This window comes from Candidatus Zixiibacteriota bacterium (assembly GCA_026397505.1).
GTDB lineage: Bacteria > Zixibacteria > MSB-5A5 > GN15 > PGXB01 > JAPLUR01.
Genome location: JAPLUR010000045.1, coordinates 61,787 through 79,475, shown reverse-complemented (window position 1 = coordinate 79,475; position 17,689 = coordinate 61,787). Strand labels below are relative to the sequence as shown.

15 protein-coding genes are annotated in these 17,689 nt (G+C 49.6%); 10 read left to right on the top strand and 5 right to left on the bottom strand.

Features of this window, described 5'->3' with window-relative positions:
* The first annotated feature begins 121 nt into the window (after positions 1 to 121).
* The 7 genes from NT002_03230 to NT002_03200 all read left to right on the top strand — a co-directional run bounded on the left by NT002_03230 (position 122) and on the right by NT002_03200 (position 6,787).
* Positions 122 to 538 carry an Rrf2 family transcriptional regulator gene (locus NT002_03230; protein ID MCX6828283.1) on the top strand — a complete coding sequence of 139 codons (417 nt, stop codon included), beginning with the start codon at positions 122 to 124 and terminating at the stop codon, positions 536 to 538.
* A 219-nt stretch (positions 539 to 757) separates the two neighbouring features.
* Positions 758 to 1,639: a pyridoxal 5'-phosphate synthase lyase subunit PdxS gene (pdxS, locus tag NT002_03225; GenBank protein ID MCX6828282.1), complete on the top strand. Its 882-nt coding sequence runs from the start codon at positions 758 to 760 to the stop codon at positions 1,637 to 1,639.
* A 31-nt stretch (positions 1,640 to 1,670) separates the two neighbouring features.
* Entirely contained in the window at positions 1,671 to 2,261 is a 591-nt protein-coding gene (gene pdxT / locus NT002_03220) for a pyridoxal 5'-phosphate synthase glutaminase subunit PdxT (GenBank protein MCX6828281.1), read from the top strand.
* 225 nt (positions 2,262 to 2,486) lie between these two features.
* Positions 2,487 to 3,413, top strand: a complete 927-nt coding sequence (gene ispH / locus NT002_03215; GenBank protein ID MCX6828280.1) for a 4-hydroxy-3-methylbut-2-enyl diphosphate reductase — start codon at positions 2,487 to 2,489, stop codon at positions 3,411 to 3,413.
* A 616-nt stretch (positions 3,414 to 4,029) separates the two neighbouring features.
* Complete coding sequence (locus NT002_03210) at positions 4,030 to 4,455, top strand: hypothetical protein (GenBank protein MCX6828279.1); 426 nt, start codon at positions 4,030 to 4,032, stop codon at positions 4,453 to 4,455.
* A 72-nt stretch (positions 4,456 to 4,527) separates the two neighbouring features.
* On the top strand, positions 4,528 to 6,204 hold the full coding sequence (locus tag NT002_03205; protein ID MCX6828278.1) for an electron transfer flavoprotein-ubiquinone oxidoreductase: 1,677 nt from the start codon (positions 4,528 to 4,530) through the stop codon (positions 6,202 to 6,204).
* A 139-nt stretch (positions 6,205 to 6,343) separates the two neighbouring features.
* Positions 6,344 to 6,787: a hypothetical protein gene (locus NT002_03200; GenBank protein MCX6828277.1), complete on the top strand. Its 444-nt coding sequence runs from the start codon at positions 6,344 to 6,346 to the stop codon at positions 6,785 to 6,787.
* Between the two features lie 217 nt (positions 6,788 to 7,004).
* Here the strand turns inward: NT002_03200 and NT002_03195 are convergent, their stop codons facing one another.
* Positions 7,005 to 7,925, bottom strand: a complete 921-nt coding sequence (locus NT002_03195; GenBank protein MCX6828276.1) for a hypothetical protein — start codon at positions 7,923 to 7,925, stop codon at positions 7,005 to 7,007.
* Between the two features lie 138 nt (positions 7,926 to 8,063).
* Positions 8,064 to 8,567: a GNAT family N-acetyltransferase gene (locus NT002_03190; GenBank protein MCX6828275.1), complete on the bottom strand. Its 504-nt coding sequence runs from the start codon at positions 8,565 to 8,567 to the stop codon at positions 8,064 to 8,066.
* A gap of 537 nt (positions 8,568 to 9,104) precedes the next feature.
* On the opposite strand from NT002_03190, the gene NT002_03185 reads away from it, so the two are divergent.
* Positions 9,105 to 10,994, top strand: a complete 1,890-nt coding sequence (locus NT002_03185) for a T9SS type A sorting domain-containing protein (GenBank protein ID MCX6828274.1) — start codon at positions 9,105 to 9,107, stop codon at positions 10,992 to 10,994.
* Positions 10,995 to 11,132: 138 nt separating this feature from the next.
* On the opposite strand, the gene NT002_03180 is transcribed toward NT002_03185, so the two are convergent.
* Positions 11,133 to 12,113 (bottom strand): ornithine cyclodeaminase family protein, encoded by a 981-nt coding sequence (locus NT002_03180; GenBank protein MCX6828273.1) that lies wholly within the window; start codon positions 12,111 to 12,113, stop codon positions 11,133 to 11,135.
* 88 nt (positions 12,114 to 12,201) lie between these two features.
* Positions 12,202 to 13,395 (bottom strand): iron-containing alcohol dehydrogenase, encoded by a 1,194-nt coding sequence (locus NT002_03175; protein MCX6828272.1) that lies wholly within the window; start codon positions 13,393 to 13,395, stop codon positions 12,202 to 12,204.
* 233 nt (positions 13,396 to 13,628) lie between these two features.
* On the opposite strand from NT002_03175, the gene NT002_03170 reads away from it, so the two are divergent.
* The gene (locus NT002_03170; GenBank protein ID MCX6828271.1) at positions 13,629 to 14,849 is read left to right on the top strand and encodes a glycosyltransferase; all 1,221 of its coding nucleotides are present in this window, start codon (positions 13,629 to 13,631) and stop codon (positions 14,847 to 14,849) included.
* A gap of 6 nt (positions 14,850 to 14,855) precedes the next feature.
* Here NT002_03170 and gatE read toward each other — a convergent pair whose 3' ends face one another.
* Positions 14,856 to 16,769, bottom strand: coding sequence for a Glu-tRNA(Gln) amidotransferase subunit GatE (gene gatE, locus NT002_03165; GenBank protein MCX6828270.1), 1,914 nt, complete (start codon positions 16,767 to 16,769; stop codon positions 14,856 to 14,858).
* Positions 16,770 to 16,931: 162 nt separating this feature from the next.
* Between gatE and NT002_03160 the strand changes: the two genes are divergently transcribed.
* On the top strand, positions 16,932 to 17,651 hold the full coding sequence (locus NT002_03160) for a cytidylate kinase-like family protein (GenBank protein ID MCX6828269.1): 720 nt from the start codon (positions 16,932 to 16,934) through the stop codon (positions 17,649 to 17,651).
* The last annotated feature ends 38 nt before the right edge of the window (positions 17,652 to 17,689 follow it).

Sequence of the window (17,689 nt, the reverse complement as noted above, 5' to 3'; positions counted from 1 at the left end):
GGACCGAAAATTCCAAAAAAAGACTTGAAAAAATTGTAGTTATTGTCCATATTGTCCTGATTTTATACGTATTTTGAATGATAGAGAAGCAATTAAGAAATAAGTGAATAAGGAGTAAACTATGCAACTTTCAAGAAAAGCGGACTATGCGTTAAGAGCGGTCATGCACTTTTCCGGTTTGCCCAAAGGCAAATTAGCTTCAATAGGCACGGTCGCCAAATCTCAGAAAATTCCTCGTGAATTTCTGGCCAAAATACTGAAAGATTTGACCTGGGCCGGGCTTCTGGTTTCCTATCAGGGGGTGACGGGCGGTTATCGGCTGGCTCGCCCGGGAAAGGATATTTCTTTTCTTGATGTGATTGAAGCGATGGAAGGGCCTATCTGCCTGAACCTTTGCTGTGAGGGTGACAGGTGTGAGTGCGAACACTACAAAGGATGCAAGATGCGTGATTTCTGGGTTAAGCAGCAGAATTCTTTCCGCAAGGCGCTGTCACAGGCGAACTTCGGCAAGTATAAGGCAATCCTGAAAGATTCCTGATCGCAGTTCCCGCTGCGATTTTACATTGCGCCCCAAAAGTGAATGATGGACACTTTTGGGGCGTTTTATTTTGGGGAAGGGTTCTCCGGGGTTGCATTTCACGCCATATTAATTATATTCCTGCAGAATTTCAGGTATGGCTGGGTCTTCAACGGCGGAGTCTTGTCCGGAACAATTCAGCCCCATCCTGATTATATAATGTACCAGGAGGAATGTGATATGAACCTTGAAGATAAGGATTATAAGATTCGAGTCGGGCTGGCGGAAATGTTAAAGGGCGGAGTGATCATGGATGTGGTCAGCCCGGAGCAGGCCAAAATCGCCGAGCAGGCCGGTGCCGTCGCGGTTATGGCGCTGGAAAGAGTGCCGGCCGATATTCGCGCCGAAGGCGGGGTTGCCCGAATGGCCGATCCGGCCATAATCGAGGCGATCAAGAAAATCGTCACCATTCCAGTCATGGCCAAATGCCGTATCGGGCATTTTGCCGAGGCGCAGGTGCTGCAGGCTCTGGAAGTCGATTTTATTGATGAATCCGAGGTCCTGACACCGGCCGATTACAAATACCATATTGACAAGTGGCAATTCCGGGTTCCTTTTGTTTGCGGTTGCCGCAATCTCGGAGAGGCTCTGCGAAGAATTTCCGAAGGGGCGGCGATGATCCGGACCAAAGGGGAGGCCGGGACGGGTGATGTCTCGGAGGCGGTCAAGCATTTGCGGGAGATCAATTCGGCCATGAAGCAGTTGACGATTATGTCAGCCGAGGAACTCAACGGCGCCGCCAAAGAGCTGGCCTCGCCGCTTGATTTGGTCAAATTGGTGGCTCGCCTGGGGAAACTTCCGGTGCCGAATTTCGCCGCGGGCGGAGTGGCGACTCCGGCCGATGCGGCTCTGGTGATGCAACTGGGCGCTGAGGCGGTTTTTGTCGGCAGTGGGATTTTCAAGTCCTCTAACCCCGAGAAGCGAGCCACGGCTATTGTCACCACAGTGGCTCATTACCGCGATCCCAAGGTTGTGGCCGAATGCAGCCGGGGACTGGGTGAAGCGATGAAGGGGATTTCCGCCGCCAGTATCCCGCAGGATTCGCTGCTCCAGGTGCGCTAATCACGATTTTCAGGCGCGCTGTTTGGAAATTATGTATTCCGATCTGACGGTAGGGGTGCTGGCGCTGCAGGGAGATTATGAAAGACATCTCCACCGCCTTATTTCACTCAAAGCCAATACCTGCGAAGTCCGGGTCAAAGAGGATCTGGACGGCCTTGACGGGCTTATAATCCCCGGCGGCGAATCAACCACCATGAATCTCCTGATAGACCGATTTGGCCTTCGCGACAGACTGGTGGAATTCTGCCGGAAGAAAGGGGTTTGGGGAACCTGCGCCGGAATGATACTTCTGGCTCGGGAGGTTGATGGCGCGCGTATCCGACCGCTGGAGATAATCGATATCAGGGTGCGTCGAAACGCTTATGGCCGTCAATTGCATTCCTTTCATACCTATATAAAGGCGGCGCTAAATGGCGCGCCGGCGGCTCTCCAGGCATCATTCATTCGTGCGCCGATGGTGTTGCATTACGGGCCGGAAGTGAAGGTTATTGCCAAATATGAAGAAACGCCGGTGCTCCTGTTTCAGCGGAATTGTCTGGTCAGCTCCTTCCATACGGAACTGGATGACGATCTAACTCTCACCCAATATTTCCTGAATAATTTCGTATCTCTTTTTAAATAGGCAGACGAAGAATCGGCCGGGAGGGAAAATCTTCCAAAATCCGATTTTCAGCCTGAGAAAAGAATCCTGCCTGAGGAGGAGTCTCTATTTCTTGCCCGGACTATAGAACTCCTCCGAGGGCAGGGTAATAAAGAGCGCAAATTGAGCCGGCCTGTCATCTTACCCGCATAAGCCAGTTGCATCACTACCCCATAAATGCTTAAATTGCCGCAGGAGAAGAATGGATTGAAGAAGATTATCATTGCCGAGCATTACGGTTTCTGCATGGGGGTAAAGCGGGCCATATCAATTGCCGAAGAGACCATGCTTCATGACAGGCGGGTAACCATTCTCAACGAGATCGTGCATAATGAGGCAGTCGTGGAGAAGTTTAAGGCGGCCGGGGTCGGCCAGGCGAGCTCATTGGAAGAGATAGACGGTGGAACGGTTATAATTCCGGCTCATGGCGCGTCGCCGGTGGTTTTCCAGGCGGCGCAAAAACGCGGTCTCAAGGTAGTTGATGCAACCTGTCCCCTGGTGATTCGCATCCATCAAATTATTAAAAAGCTTGCCGAAAATGGCTACCACATACTGCACTTCGGCGATGACGCCCATGATGAAACGATCGGCATTGTCGGCTATGCTCCAAAGCAGGTCACGGTTATTGCAAATCTGGCGGCCGTGCAGGCGCTCGGTCCTATCGGGGGGAAGTTGGCTTTGACTTCACAGACTACGGCCCGCACCGCCGATTTTGCCGAGGTCGAAAGAGAGGCTGCGGCAAAATATCCACAGATTGAAGTGTTCAATACCATCTGCAATGCCACCAATCAACGCCAGGCCGCTATCATGGAGTTGGCCCCGAGGGTGGACCTGATGCTGGTGGTCGGCTCGCAGTCCTCGGCCAATTCCAAGCGGTTGGCGCAGATCTCGGCCGCTATCTGCGGACGGGGTTATTTGATCGATTCCGGCAATGATATATGCGCAGAGTGGTTCCAGGCCAGTGGCGTCGAGATTGAAGTGGTGGGACTGTCGGCGGGTGCTTCCACGCCCGATTTCCTTATCACCGGGGCAATTGAGAAGTTGAAAGAGATTGCCGGGGGTGCTGTTGAGGTCATTTATCCCCGGCGGCAGTCAGTTCAAAATAGGCTCGCCCTTAAAGATGATGACGAGTGATTGTTTATTCGCCGGCGAAAGATTTCCGGAAGAACATCCCATGGCATAAAACAGGATTTTTTGTAATCATAATTGGTCGAAAATTTCTTTACCCAATCATCAAATTATGGTTGACAACAAAGAGTCGGGCCAGCATATTTATATAGGTTAGGACGGCTAGGGTAGATCCCTTAAGACGGCGAAGAGTCGAATTCGAGACTCATTTCAGCAGCCGCCGCTCAGCACCTTCACCGAGGCAGGGAACTTTGGCAACAAGGGGTTGTTGTCCGGAGTTAACAGATAGGAAAGGAATCTGAAACTTATTAGCCTGCTCAGAAGTATACTGAATAGAAAGTGAAAAATTGAACAAGCGTCGGGACGGAAATAAAATTTGTGAAAGAGGAACTAGTTGATGTTAATATATTGCGGGACAATTCGTTACCGAGAGTTGACCTTGTGCGGAAATAGACATAATTTAGTGGACTTTTTGACTGATAATGTATATAATATAAGCCTTTTTGACGGAGAGCCGATAACAAAAGTACAGGCTTCCCATCATTTAGATAGATAATAGAGCACTTAACGAGTTTAGTTTTGTCTGGTTTAAGAAAAGAATCCTTTTTGATATTCTGGAGGTATGATGCTGAAACGAGTTGACATTTACACTCACCCTGATGATTCCAGTTGCCACGAGGTAATGCAGTTTCTTCGGACGCAGGAATTTGATCTTAGAGTCCGTGATCTCAGTAACCGACCGCTTACTTCGGTAGAGATTTCCCTCCTCATCAAGCATTTCGATACGAAGCACTTCATTAACACCGCATCCAAGGCCTTTAAGAAGCACCATCTGGATAAGATGATGCCTACCCGGCAGGAGTTGATTCAGATGCTGGCGGCCGATAATGAGCTCTTGAGAATGCCCATTATCGTTTCCGGGAGGTTGATGACGGTGGGATGCAACCGGCAGAAGATAATGGAGATGTTGCAGATCAAATCCAATGGTTCCGGTTCGACCGAAAGTACGGCCAGGACGGAAAATGGTTCCAGAGGATCCAGGTCCTGATATTTTCGTTACCATTTTGTCCGAATCTGATTATATTTGATTCCATGTCAATCCTAAGAGCGAGGAAAGTGCATGGATATCCAACGAGAAACCCTTGAGGTTGATTTACTTGTTGTAGGGGCGGGCCCGGCAGGGCTTTCTTTTAGTTATCACCTGGCCAGTCTTATCAATCAATCCGGAGGCAAAGTTGCTATGCCGGAAATTATGGTTATTGAAAAGGGCTCATATACGGGAGCTCATTCATTATCGGGCGCCATACTTGATCCGCGAAGTATTCGCGAGATGATGCCGGATTTCAAAGAAAAAGGGCTTCCGATTGAAAATGAGGTCGGCCCTGATTCCCTTTATTATTTCACCAAGAAATCGCAGCATAAATTTCCCATACTGCCGCCTCCTTTTAAGAATGAGGGAAACTATATCGTTTCTCTAAATAAAGTGGCGGGATGGCTGGCGGAGCAGGTAGAGGCAATCGGGATAAATATTTTTTCGTCCACCGGCGGCTTCGAACTTCTGGTCGAGAATAATCGCGTCACAGGGATACGTACGGTTGACCTCGGGCTGGATAAAGAGGGGCATCCGCGTCCCAATTTTGAGCCGGGGTCTTATTTGAAGGCCAAAGTGACGATTCTGGCCGAGGGGACTCATGGTTCGTTGGCCAAAGAGGCGATTGACAAACTCAATTTGCGCGATGGGCGGCTCCCGCAGGCTTATCTCACCGGTGTTAAGGAAGTTTGGGAGATTCCGGAGGGGCGCCTGCGTCCGGGTGAGGTTATACATACTTTCGGCTGGCCGCAGCCGAGCGAGGAATATGGCGGCGGATTTATTTATGCCATGAGCAATAAGATGGCGGCAATCGGGTATGCGGTCGGGCTCAACAGCCCCAATCCTACCAGTGATGCGCATTACAAGTTCCAGCAATTTAAGCTTCATCCTTTCGTGAAAAAGATTTTTGAGGGCGGGACGATGCTTCACTACGGCGCCAAGACTATCCCCGAGGGGGGGTACTATGCCATGCCGAGGTTGTACCATGACGGTCTTCTGATGGTCGGTGATGCGGCCGGATTTCTTAACGCGCAGAAGCTGAAAGGGATTCATCTGGCAATCAAGTCGGGGATGCTGGCCGCGGAGACAATATATGATGCGCTGGAGAAGCATGATTTCAGCGTCGGCGTCCTTAAAGGGATGCAGCGGCGGTTTGAAAATTCCTGGGCCAAAGATGAATTGTATGCCGTGCGTAATTATCACGCCGGTTTTGACAGCGGCCTTCTGGGCGGCATGTTCCATGCCGGGCTGCAGATGCTGAGCCGAGGGCGGGGACTTATTGACCGCGCCACCACCCGGCCGGATCATCAGCATATGATGCATTTGCGCGATTATGTCACCCAGCGCGGCGATGATGCGGTCAGCAAGGATCTGAAATTCGATAACAAATATACTTTAGATAAACTGACGGATGTTTATCACAGCGGCACCAAGCATGAGGAAGAGCAGCCGCCGCATCTGGTCATATCCGACTATAATATCTGCAACGGGATTTGCACCGAGCAGTTCGGCAATCCCTGCCGGCATTTCTGCCCGGCGCAGGTATACGAGATGGTTGAGGATGCGGCCAATCCGGGGAAGAAGAAACTGCAGTTGACCCCCTCAAATTGCGTGCATTGCAAGACCTGTGATATCGCCGACCCGTATCAGGTAATCAAGTGGGTCGTCCCCGAGGGGGGGGGCGGGCCGAACTATACCAATATGTGATTGATTCCGGCGGGAGTCAGCTCCCGCCGGGGGAAATCATCTGTGCTTCTCGCGGGTCATGTTTCCTGCAAATTTGACGATTAATTAAAATGGCTAAAGGGCGAGACGCCCGATTTATTAATTTTTCATGGGGGATATTATGGCTAACACAGAAATCCAGCACAAAGTGGAGAACTGGGTGCGGGTAAATTTCCTTGAGCGGAAATATGATTGTTCTTTCACTGAAAAGAAAGTCCCGCTGATTTGGGGTGGTGTATTTAAATTTGATGCCGTCAGCGAGAATGGCAAAATCGTGGCAAGCATTTCGACCAGTGGGGCTTATACCGCAAGCGGGAAACCTGGAATTGGCAAGAAACACAAACTCCTCGCCGATACGGTATTTCTTCTCAATGTGAAGGATGCCGCGAAAATAATGCTGATATTCACTGAGAAGAATATGCGGGACCAGTTCGAGGAGGAGCGAAAAAGAGGCCGATTTCCGCACAATATCGATTTGATCGTTGTTGACTTACCCGTGCAACTCCGCGCATCATTAATGGAATCCAGACAGAAGGCCTCTCAGGAAGTGGCCCCCAGAGGATAATAAGGATGAATATCGGACAGTTAATCTCGGAGCCATACAGGGGCACGGCAGGGCCGTACTCCATCAATTTATATTATATATTGTCGGTGTGAAATCAATGGGGCGTATGCAATACGCCCCTACGGGAATCCCAGTTATTAGGGCAAAATGCTTTAAAATTTAAAAAGGACAGCGGTTGGGCTGTCCTTTTATGAATTCAGTTCGCCGTAACGCTTTTCTAAAAATTCCAGATAAATCCTACCATGGGAATGCCCGGGAAAAAGAAATCCTCGCTGAGAACATTGAATAAAGCCAGGTCAACAGAAATACTCTCGCCGAAAAATCTGAGTCCATACGATATTAGGGGATTATCGACATCGGGGAATTTCCAGTTCTCGCTGACAAAAGACAGGCGGCGGGCGATTCTATACTCGCCGCCGACAAGAACGGCCGGGCTTTCGGCGAATTCGTCACCCACATAACCATGCCCCACGCCGAACGTAAAGCTGTTATCCTCTCCGCCGATAGTACAGGTTCCAAAAACTATGCCCATGCTCTTGGGAGTATCAAAGCCGTCATCATCAAAGCCCGGAATCCTCATGATCAGGACACTTCCCGCGATGGCGACATTTTTCCCCGCATTGAAGCCTATTTTGGGAATCAAATAATAAAGCTGTTTGTCAATATCAACACCCGGAAATAACGAAACTCCTCCGCCAAGCGTAATGTTATCAGTCACCCCAAAGGAAACGCTGGGAAAGAATAGAAGCAAGTCCGAGAAATACCCCTGCCCCTTTTTAAGCATACGGCCGGTGGGTGAGAGATATAATCTGGTCTGATTCGGATTAGGGAACCAGAATTTGCCTCCCTTAAAAGATGAACTGGCCACCTCCTTGATTTCCACGATTTTGTCGATCGAAATCGTCATTTCGCCCATCTGGGTGGTAAAGGCGATGCTGTCGACATTGACTTTCGTGATCTTTCCAGTGAGAGTTGAACCGTCGTTCAATGTCAATATCTGGGTCTTGCCGGAATCCGGAACATGCAGCATGCCCGAAATATCTTTGGCCCAAAGAGACTGGCCGAGGCAGAGAATCAAGCCAATGGCCATTAAAAATGTCAAAACGAATCGAGCCGACCTGTTTTTGTCGCAGAGCATGTTACTTCCTCCCTCATGTTGATTTGATTATTTGCCAAAATACAATTAATCGATTAGTCATTTGTCTATCATAGTCAGTCTTTTTACGGCTAATGTCAAGGTATTTTTATAGAAACAGCGGATCCGGAATGCCGGCCTTCAGTCGAGCAATTTGTACATGGTGAACTCATCGACATATTCGCCGTCAACCAGAAGAGAATGCTTCCTCATCCCCTCGATTTCAAAACCCATTTTCTGATAAAGCCGAATTCCCCGCTCATTGTCGGCCATGACGGTCAACTCCAGGCGGTGCATCCCCTTTTCGCGGGCCCATTTCTCCATTTCCAGAAAGAGGTTTTTCCCGACGCCGCGGCCCCAAAATTCCCTGATGATTCCGAGCACGATATAAACCCGGTGCCGAATTCTTCGGGGTTCCCCGCCCATGGCCTGAAGAAAACCGATAATCCAGTTGTCATCCTCGGCCACAAAAACGGTCTGATTTTCTTTTGCAAGAATATTGCGGATTTTCTCGCGCATGGTTTCGACCGTTGCTCTTCTCTCGCCCGGTTCGTACATCATGAACCTGGTTTCATTATCAAGCATCTGTATCATGGCCAGGAACGCCTCGGCGTCCTCCTCCCTGATATGCCTGATTTTGATCATGCTTCGTGCTTCTCCTTGAATAAGGAACTCAATTTATAAGAAAGGGAGCACTCGCTGCCCTGGGTGGTTCGCAAAATTATGCAATGATGTCGGGAATCCAAAGCTGTCGGTTCATAAGACCCAAGAGCATCGGTCTTATCTTTCACCGGGAAAATAGCCAATTTGTGGTTAATGTCAATGGCTCTTAATCAAGACAAATATACTCTTGGAATAGAGAGGGTCGCATTAAAAAATCCTTGACATAAGGCAGAGTATGACTTAACCTAAAGCCCAGGAGTGTCCAAATTGCCTGACGTCATTGAGGCGGGGGATGGGCTAACTCGGCCCCCTCTCGCAACGATTTTGGAACCAAGAAAAGTAAGACAATCATTAAGCGAAATTGAATAATTAGCAGAAAGGTTAAGAAAACATCACGAAAAAAGTGAATTTGCCTTGACAAAAGTCGGAGATCTATTAATATCAGGTTGAGCACCCTCGGGTTCGGGTTTTATCTCCTGCGCCTGCCCGACGGCAATAATCCAATCTACAGGAGGGAGGATGGCTATGCATCATCGCTATTTTCAAGCAATGTTCTTCATGGTGGCCGCGGGATTATTATTTTTCGCGGGCATTCCTTCGGCAATTGCCGATAGTACATTTGTTTCAGGTACGATCGTAAATAGCACCTGGACAAAGGCAAACTCGCCGTACTGCGTTACGGGTGACATACTCATAGCGGGGTTGACCATCGAACCCGGCGTTCTTGTTGAGTTTCAGGGCAACTATGTTTTTGAAGTTGCGGGTGTACTTAAAGCGATAGGAACCGAGGAAGATTCAGTTATTTTCAAGGAAGCCCTGGGGAGCGGTGGTTGGAGGGGAATATTTTTCAATTATAATGTACCGGGTTCTGAGCTTGCCTATTGCGCTATCAGCGGATCAACACAGAGTGGAATCCGTTGCGATAATGGCGCGCCCACCGTGCGCAATTGTTTGATTAAGAATAACAGTACTTTGAGCTATGGTGGCGGGATATATTCCGTAAATTCCACGCTGACTCTGACTAATACGGTCATTGATTCAAATGAGACTACCGGACTTTTCGGCGGCGGTGTTTATTTTACGGGATCACTCACGCTCATCAAATGCAGGATTATTAATAACCGTAATTTATTGTATGGCAGTACAGCGACCGCGGCCGGGGGCGGTATCTTCAGTGGCGGAGGTCCGCTCCATATGATTGCATGTGAAGTGGCAGATAATCTATGTTACTCTTTGAATCCGACTGCAGGCAGAGGCGCCGAGGCGGTTGGTGGTGGCATCTACCACTCTTCTGATTCCTTGATCATGAAGAACTGCATTCTCCAACGCAATCTTGCCTATGCGGGCGCCAATACTGCCGAAGAAGATGCTTTCGGTGGTGCTATCTACATATATTCGGGCGCTGCGATAATGCAGAATTGCATAATCGCCGATGACTCACTTTATTCCCGCGAAGTCTGGGGCGGCCAGGCCAAAGGTGGGGGCATATACATTTATTCGGGCACTCTCGCGATGTTCAATTGCACGGTCGCACACAATGCGTATGAAGGTGTCTGGTGTAATGGAGGCAGTGTCGTTACATCAGCAAATTCTATTTTCTACTTCAATGCTCGAAACGAGATATATGGGACGGCGGCGGTGACTTATAGTGATGTTCAGGATGGGTATATAGGCACAGGAAACATTGACCTGCATCCGATATTTGAAAGCAGCACGGTCTTTAGAATAGTGGAAGGCTCCCCTTGTATAGATGCTGGCGATCCAGACATACAGTACAATGACGTGTGCTTTCCACCATCGCTGGGTACCGTAAGAAACGATATGGGCGCACACGGCGGACCGGGCGGTTGTGGATGGGATACGCCTGCTATTGTCTGTCCGCAGTTGTCAATTGACACGGCATTGTGCAGCGGCGAACTGTGTATCGAGTTGCCTATATATTATGCAGGCAATGTCATCATTGATGGCGCATCATGGGCCAATGATTCCCTTTGTTTCAGTGTTGATACAGCAGGCAGTTACACTTATAATATAATTGCAAGCAATATTTCTGGGGCGGATACATGCAATATAAACGTTAATATCAGTCCCTGCAATGACATCATAGAAAATGGCACACAGGCACTGCCCATGGAATATATATTGGAGCAGAATTGGCCCAATCCATTTAATCCAATGACAGAAATAAGGTTTGGTCTGCCTCGGAGGTGCACTGTAGCACTCGATATTTATAATATTCTGGGGCAGAAAGTTGCGACAATTTTAGATAAGATTCTGCCTGGCGGATACTATGTCGCACGCTGGGATGGGGCAGTATCAGGCGGCAAATCTGCCGCGAACGGAATATATTTCTATCGCCTCACAGCCGGTGACTTTGAAGCGACGAAGAAAATGGTGCTGTTGAAGTAGAGTATTGATTTTGGGGGCGGGAGTTCCCCGCCCCTTTCCGCCAGATCTTATATCTTTAGAAATATATCGGAATTCTCGTCTCTGCCGATGGCAGTATTCCATCATCCGAGCCACTGATCCCCCCAAAACATTGATCAGCTAAATCACTACCTCTTTCCCGATCCCGGCCTGCTTGGCCTTATCATAAACCAACTTGGCCGTTGCGGCATCCTGAATCGCCAGCCCATTGGACTTGAATAGAGTAATCTCGGAATCACTGCTCCGCCCCTGCTTGCGGCCCAGAATAACATCGCCCAGCTCCGCGTGCATGTGTGTTGAAGCAATTGCACCTTCCTGCATGGGAATCATGATATCTCCGGCCTCTTTCAAACAGGCTTCAAACGAATCGGCCACGATTTTGGACCTTTTAATTATGGCCGTGTCGAGTTCGCGGGCGTTGGGGGAATGACTGCCGATACCATTGACATGTGTCCCGGGCCGCACGAGGGTGCCGTCAAACAGGGGAATGGCCGAGGATGAAGCGGTACAAATAATATTCGCCTCAGCCAGAATCTGCTCCGGCGACTCGGCCGGGATAATGGTCAGGTTCAACTTCGTTTCCATCTCTTTGATAAACGCCTTTGTGGCATCGGCGGAGATATCATATACATAAGCGCGCGCGAGTTCCCTTGCTGTCGCCACCGCCCATAGCTGAGTCTTGGCCTGCACACCGGCGCCGAATATTCCGGCCACCTGTCCTTTATCGGCGCGGGCAAGATATTTGGTTGCCACGCCGCTGGCAGCGCCGGTTCGAACCGCCGTAAGATATCCGCCATCCATGATGCAGATTACCTCGCCGGTTTCGGGATTCTGTAACAACACTTTACCGATTGTTGTGGGAAGATTGAATTTTTTGGGATTGTTCTTATAAACCGTCACCACTTTGCAGGCCAGCGCCCCCATCCCTTTCAAATAGGCCGGCATATAGAGCGATAAACCGTCGGGCGGAGTAATGCCGATTCGAAGCGGCAGAACGGCGGTTCCTGCGGCCAGTTCGGCAAAGGCTTTTTCCACCATGGTCATACAGTCAGGCATATCAAGCACACGGATAACATCATCTCTGGTTAATAGCAGGGGCATATAATCCTCCATTTGGTAGATTTGGCATTATTATACCGGAAAAGGAATGACTCCGGCAAGATATTTCTGCTTCCAATAACAAATGCACCTACTGCGTCATCTGGAATATCTTGATTATATCAGCCCTATAAAGCGGCTTGGGATTGTTCAGATACTGCCGATTCATCGAGTATAACCGGAGTATGTCTTCGGCCATCTGCTCGAATTTCGAATCATCTTTAATACCGACATCCTCCATTTTCATGTATCGCCCGACTGACTGCAGGAAATCGATCATCCAATCAATGGCGAGGCGAGCCTGCTCCAGTTCGGTTTTTCTTTCGGAGTCGATGCCGAACAGCTCCCGGGCCATAAAAGCGAACTTGGCCGGGCGCGAGGGATAGGTGAATTCCATTAGGCGGGGGAGAAGCAGCGCCAGCCCCCGACCGTGAGAAATATCATAGTGTGCCGAAAGAGCATGTTCCATGGCATGCAGGGGGAAATTCCCGCCCCGACCGGAATTAATCATCCCGGAAAGAGCAAGGGTCGAGCACCAGGAGAGCTGGCCGCGGGCGTTAATATCCTGGGGGTCTTCTATTACATCGGGAAGATAATCCATCACAGTCCGCACTATCGAAAGAGAAAATCGGTCCTGCACCGGGGTGTCGTTATCACCGGTGAAAAAGCTCTCGATGACATGACAGATAATATCAATGCCGCCGTCAATGGTATAGTCTTTGGGGACGGTGACGGTCAATTCAGGGTCGATAATGGATACGCGCGGAAAGAGAAGCGGCGAACCGAGGACAGTTTTCTCATGGGTTTCCCAATTGGTGATAACCGCCCCGGAATCGGCCTCGGAACCGGTCGCGGCCAGAGTGGGAATTTCGATAATCGGGAGCGCCCTGGTGACTTTTTTGACCACCGGCTGACCATGGTAAATATAGTCCCAAATGGGTTGTCCCTCAGCGGCTGCCACCGCCACCCCTTTGGCGGCATCCATCGGGGAGCCGCCGCCGAGACCGATAACAAGATCGCATTCATTTTTTCGCGCCAGCGCACCCGCCTCATCAATGGTAGTCGTCCTCGGGTTTGGTTCGATCTTATCAAAGACAATCGCCTCGATACCTTCTTTTTCAAGATAATCGGTGACACGGTTGATAATGCCGAATTCCGAAGATGATCGCTTGCCGGTGATAATAATGGCTTTTTCGCCGAGATTCTTGGCCTCAATGCCGATTTTTTGAATCTCTCCCGGCCCGAAAATTATCTTGGTCGGGAGATAAAAAGTAAAATTCTGCATTCTATTCTCCTTATTTTCTTATCACTAAACCAATGCCGCAAAGATAATCAATTCATTTGCGGGGACAAATCTAAAACACCCGGACAGGAAAGGCTCAAGATTCATCCCAATAAATGGCAAAGTCGCGCAATGGCCCTCTTTTTTTGATTCTCCTTACGATTTGACTTCCCTATATTACCGCTATTAAAGTCCCGATATGGAATATTAAACCGGTTTGCCCGGGGAAGGGAAGATTGTCGTTCAAGCTTGAAATTGAAGGTGACCAGCACCTGGAATCAATCAAGGTTCTTTTTCTAACCCACAATTATATTCGTTTCAAGGGGGACTTTGCGGGGGTTTTCCTGCACCTTTTGGCCCGGCAATTGAGAGAGGAAGGGGTTGAGGTGGTTGTGGTCGCACCGCATGATGCCACTCTGCCTGATTCTGAAACAATCGAGGGGATTAATATCCACCGATTTCGCTATGGCAAGGATGAGGAAGAGACTTTTGCCTACCGCGGTGAGATGCATCGCCAGCTATTCCGGAACCCCTTCAGGATTTTTCTGCTGATACGATTTCTGAAATCGGCCTATCATCTGGCCTGCTCGGTTATCGAAAAGGAAAATCTTTCGGTCGTCTCGGTGCATTGGGTGATCCCCAACGGCGTGGTTGCCCATTTCCTAAAAAAACGGTACAAGGACAAAATTAAACTCATCTTAAGTTCTCATGGAACCGATATCCGGCTCTTATGCGAAATGCCGCTGATTCATCGGTTCTTCCGGCCAATTATAAAACAGGCTAAGGCCTGGACTGTCGTTTCGAGCTATCTCAAGAGCAAGATAACGAAACTGGGCAAGGAGGCTGCCGACAAAGTCACCGTCGTGCCGCTTCCCAACGATGAAACCCTTTTCTATCCTGATCCGCAAGTTCATAAGGAGCCGATGCTGGTGGTGGCGGTCTCCCGGCTAACCGGGCAGAAGAGAATTTCATTTTTATTGGAGGCCATAAAAGCAATATCAAAAGAACTGCCGGAAGCAAGGCTGGAAATTTATGGAACCGGGCCGGAAAAGTTGTCTTTAGCCAGAAGGATAGATGAACTCGGTCTGAAGGGAAGAGCGATAATTAAGGAGCCGGTACCCCAGCAAGAATTGCGGAAAGTTTACAATCGGGCCGCCGTCGTGGTTCTTAATTCCATTGAGGAAGGCTTCGGCCTGGCGCTGACCGAGGCGATGCTCTGCCGTACTGCGGTCATTGGAACGAATTCCGGGGGAATTACCGATATTATTGAGGATAAACAGACCGGGCTCTTGGTACCGCCCGATGATATTGAGAAACTGGCTGATGCGATCGGAATGATTTTGAAAGATCGCCATTTGAGGGCACGTCTGGCCGAGGCCGGCTATAGAAAGGCGCTGGCGCAGTTTTCCTCACGATCTTCGGCGAGAAAATTCGCGGAATTATTCAGAAAGAAATAGAGAGGGCTATTTTACGACAGCCAGTTTCCGGCTGACTCGCTCGAGAATTTGCCTCGTGGCAGCGGGGTATTTCTCCAGTAACCGCCCGATAATGAAACGGCGGAACTTCTCATGATCGGTATCATTCTTGGAAGGAATGAAAGCTTTTTCGGCTTCGCGCCAGGACTTCTCGAATATCGCTTCGTCCGGCTCCTTGACCTGACTCTCAGGAATAGATTCATTCGAGGCCAGAGCAACGAGCGCCTCTTTCAATCGCCCATAGGGCCAATCTTGCCGCAGAGCAGATAGGATGATTTGATAGATTTTACCCTGACTGTCTTGGGCAAACCGATAACCTCTTCTTCTGAGGCCGGTCATCAGACCGGTACAGATATGCGCCGCTTTCCTGACATTGATAGATTTCTCGGCCGCCAGACGTTCAAAAAGCTCGGCAGAGGGAGATAATGACAAAGCGGCGACCAATTCCGGACCCAGCCCCATTTGTGACCAGCGACGCTGTTTCTCCCAGAGCGGTTCGCCCACTTTCTTTCTGTCTTCGGCCACTCTTTCGGCGGCAATTCTGACCGGAGGATGGTCGGTATCGGGGTACATTCTATCGGGGCCGGGGAGAATTCTCTCAAAATCGGTGGTGCCGTCTTTCATATCCTGGCGGGTTTCATTGACTACACCGCCCGCCAGTTCCGATATCCGAATCTTGATTTCGTTTATGGCCGTGACAACATCGGCGGATGGCCCGCAGATAACCACGATATCGTCATTGGAACCGATATTCCATATGCCGCGGATTTCATTCCAGATTTGCTCCGGAATGTCATATTTATCTCTCCGGGAATAGAAAAAGAGGTTGGGTTTGCTGTCGATACAGGCGATGACCCGCACTCTTCCGCCCAATTCCGAACCGAAATCCCAGTTTGGCTGCAGGGGGAAATTGATGATGTCGGCCATATCCGGCAGATAGAGACCGACCACTTTTAGGGGCGTATCACTTTCGAGCCGATGGCCGATTAGATTGTTAGTGCCGCTGAACATGGGGGTAAGATTGCTTTCGGCATAGGCAATCTTTTCTGCTGTCCCAAAGCGGCTCGGGAAGAGCTTCTTTAATTCCAGCAATCCCTTCTGGCGAAGCGCCTCGATAGCAGTCAGAGGTTTGATATTGCCGACTTTATAGACCCCTTTGATCTCGACCCGGGTACCGCCGGTGATGGAAACATTGACATCCTGCCGAACGGTGCCGATGCCGCGCCGCACCAGCCCGGTAATCTTCATTGAATTTCCCAGCAGTCGGCAAACCTCAGCCGCCTCGGTCGGATTTCGCATATCGGATCCGGTAATAATTTCAACCAGCGGTATCGAGAGGCGGTCGGTGGCATAAGTAATCCGATGCCCGATATCGGAGACCTCACGGCAGGCCTCTTCTTCCAGATTGACCTGACTGACAGTGATTTTTCGGTCCTTATACGGCATCCAGCCGTCAACCCCGATAATCATGGTTCTCTGGAAACCGGTCGGGATGGAACCGTCCAGATACTGTTTTCTTATGACATGAATCTCATCGACAATTCTGCAATTGAAAAGAAGGGCCAGTTGAATAGCGAAATCGACCGCCTGCTGATTGACCAGAAAGGGCGGGGTATCATCCATCTCGTAAGTGCAGGTGCGATCTCGATAGAGACGGTAGATGACTTCCTTCTTGGTCTTGAATTCCATCAGGGCGGTGCCGTCATACTCGCCCAGTTCCGACAGGGTCGGGCGCATATGGCGCAGAATCTCAGCATCATATTTCCTCTTGGTCAGGCCGACCGGACAATGGCAGAACAGTTTCTTTTCGGTGGCTACTTGCTGATGGATTTCCAGCCCGCATTTGAACCCCAGGGATTCAAAGAGAGAATTATCCTCTATGTCGATTCCATAGTTGACCATTTCGCCCCCAATATATACCAGAATGGGGAAAAATAAAGGGATTTTTGCTGGAACCGTCACTTCAGCAGGTAATGAATTGGAGGCAAGTTCTAATGGTGAGCCATAATTGGATTGACAGACATAATAAAAAGATGCTATTTAAATGTAATTCACAGGAGATATATGCGCTCTATCGAGGCGATTATTGCCAGCCAGTTTAAGGTCTGGGAAAAAGAACGGCTTCAGCGGGAAGCTGAAGGAAAATCGGGGGCCGGTTTGCGAATTCGTCCGATTGTGACGTTTAGTCGGCAGAAAGGCAGCCTGGGCCTTCTCATAGCCGAGAAGTTGGCAAAACAACTTGATTATCGAATCCTCCGTCGTGAGATCGTCGATGAAATATGCAAGTCGGCCGGTTATCAGAAGAAAATAATTCAAGCGCTGGATGGAAAGGTTCCCAATCCGGTCGAATTCTGGCTGGAGGGGTTGTTTAAAGGACAGTATGTCACTCAGCCTGATTACACCAAGAGTCTGGTCAAAGTGATACTTTCCATGTCGGAACTGGGTGGAGTGTTAGTTATCGGTCGCGGGGCCAACTTCATTCTGCCGCCGGAACGGCGTTTCAGCCTGCGCACGATAGCGGCGCTGCCCTGCCGGATCGAAAATTTGCAGCGATATGAGAAGTTGTCTCCCAATGACGCCAGAGATGAAATTATCAGGAATGACCGGACGCAGACCGAGTTTATCAGAACCACTTTCCGACGTGATATCAATGATTCGAGCGCCTATGATCTGGTCGTCAATACCACCAATATTGATGTCGATTCGGCGGTAAAAATCTGTGACGAGGCTATCAGGGCCAAATGGCGTCAATTAGAGTCGGCGGCCCCCGGCGGTGAAAACTGATGGACTTTTTTCTTCAGAAGGCTTTCCCCGAATTTGCA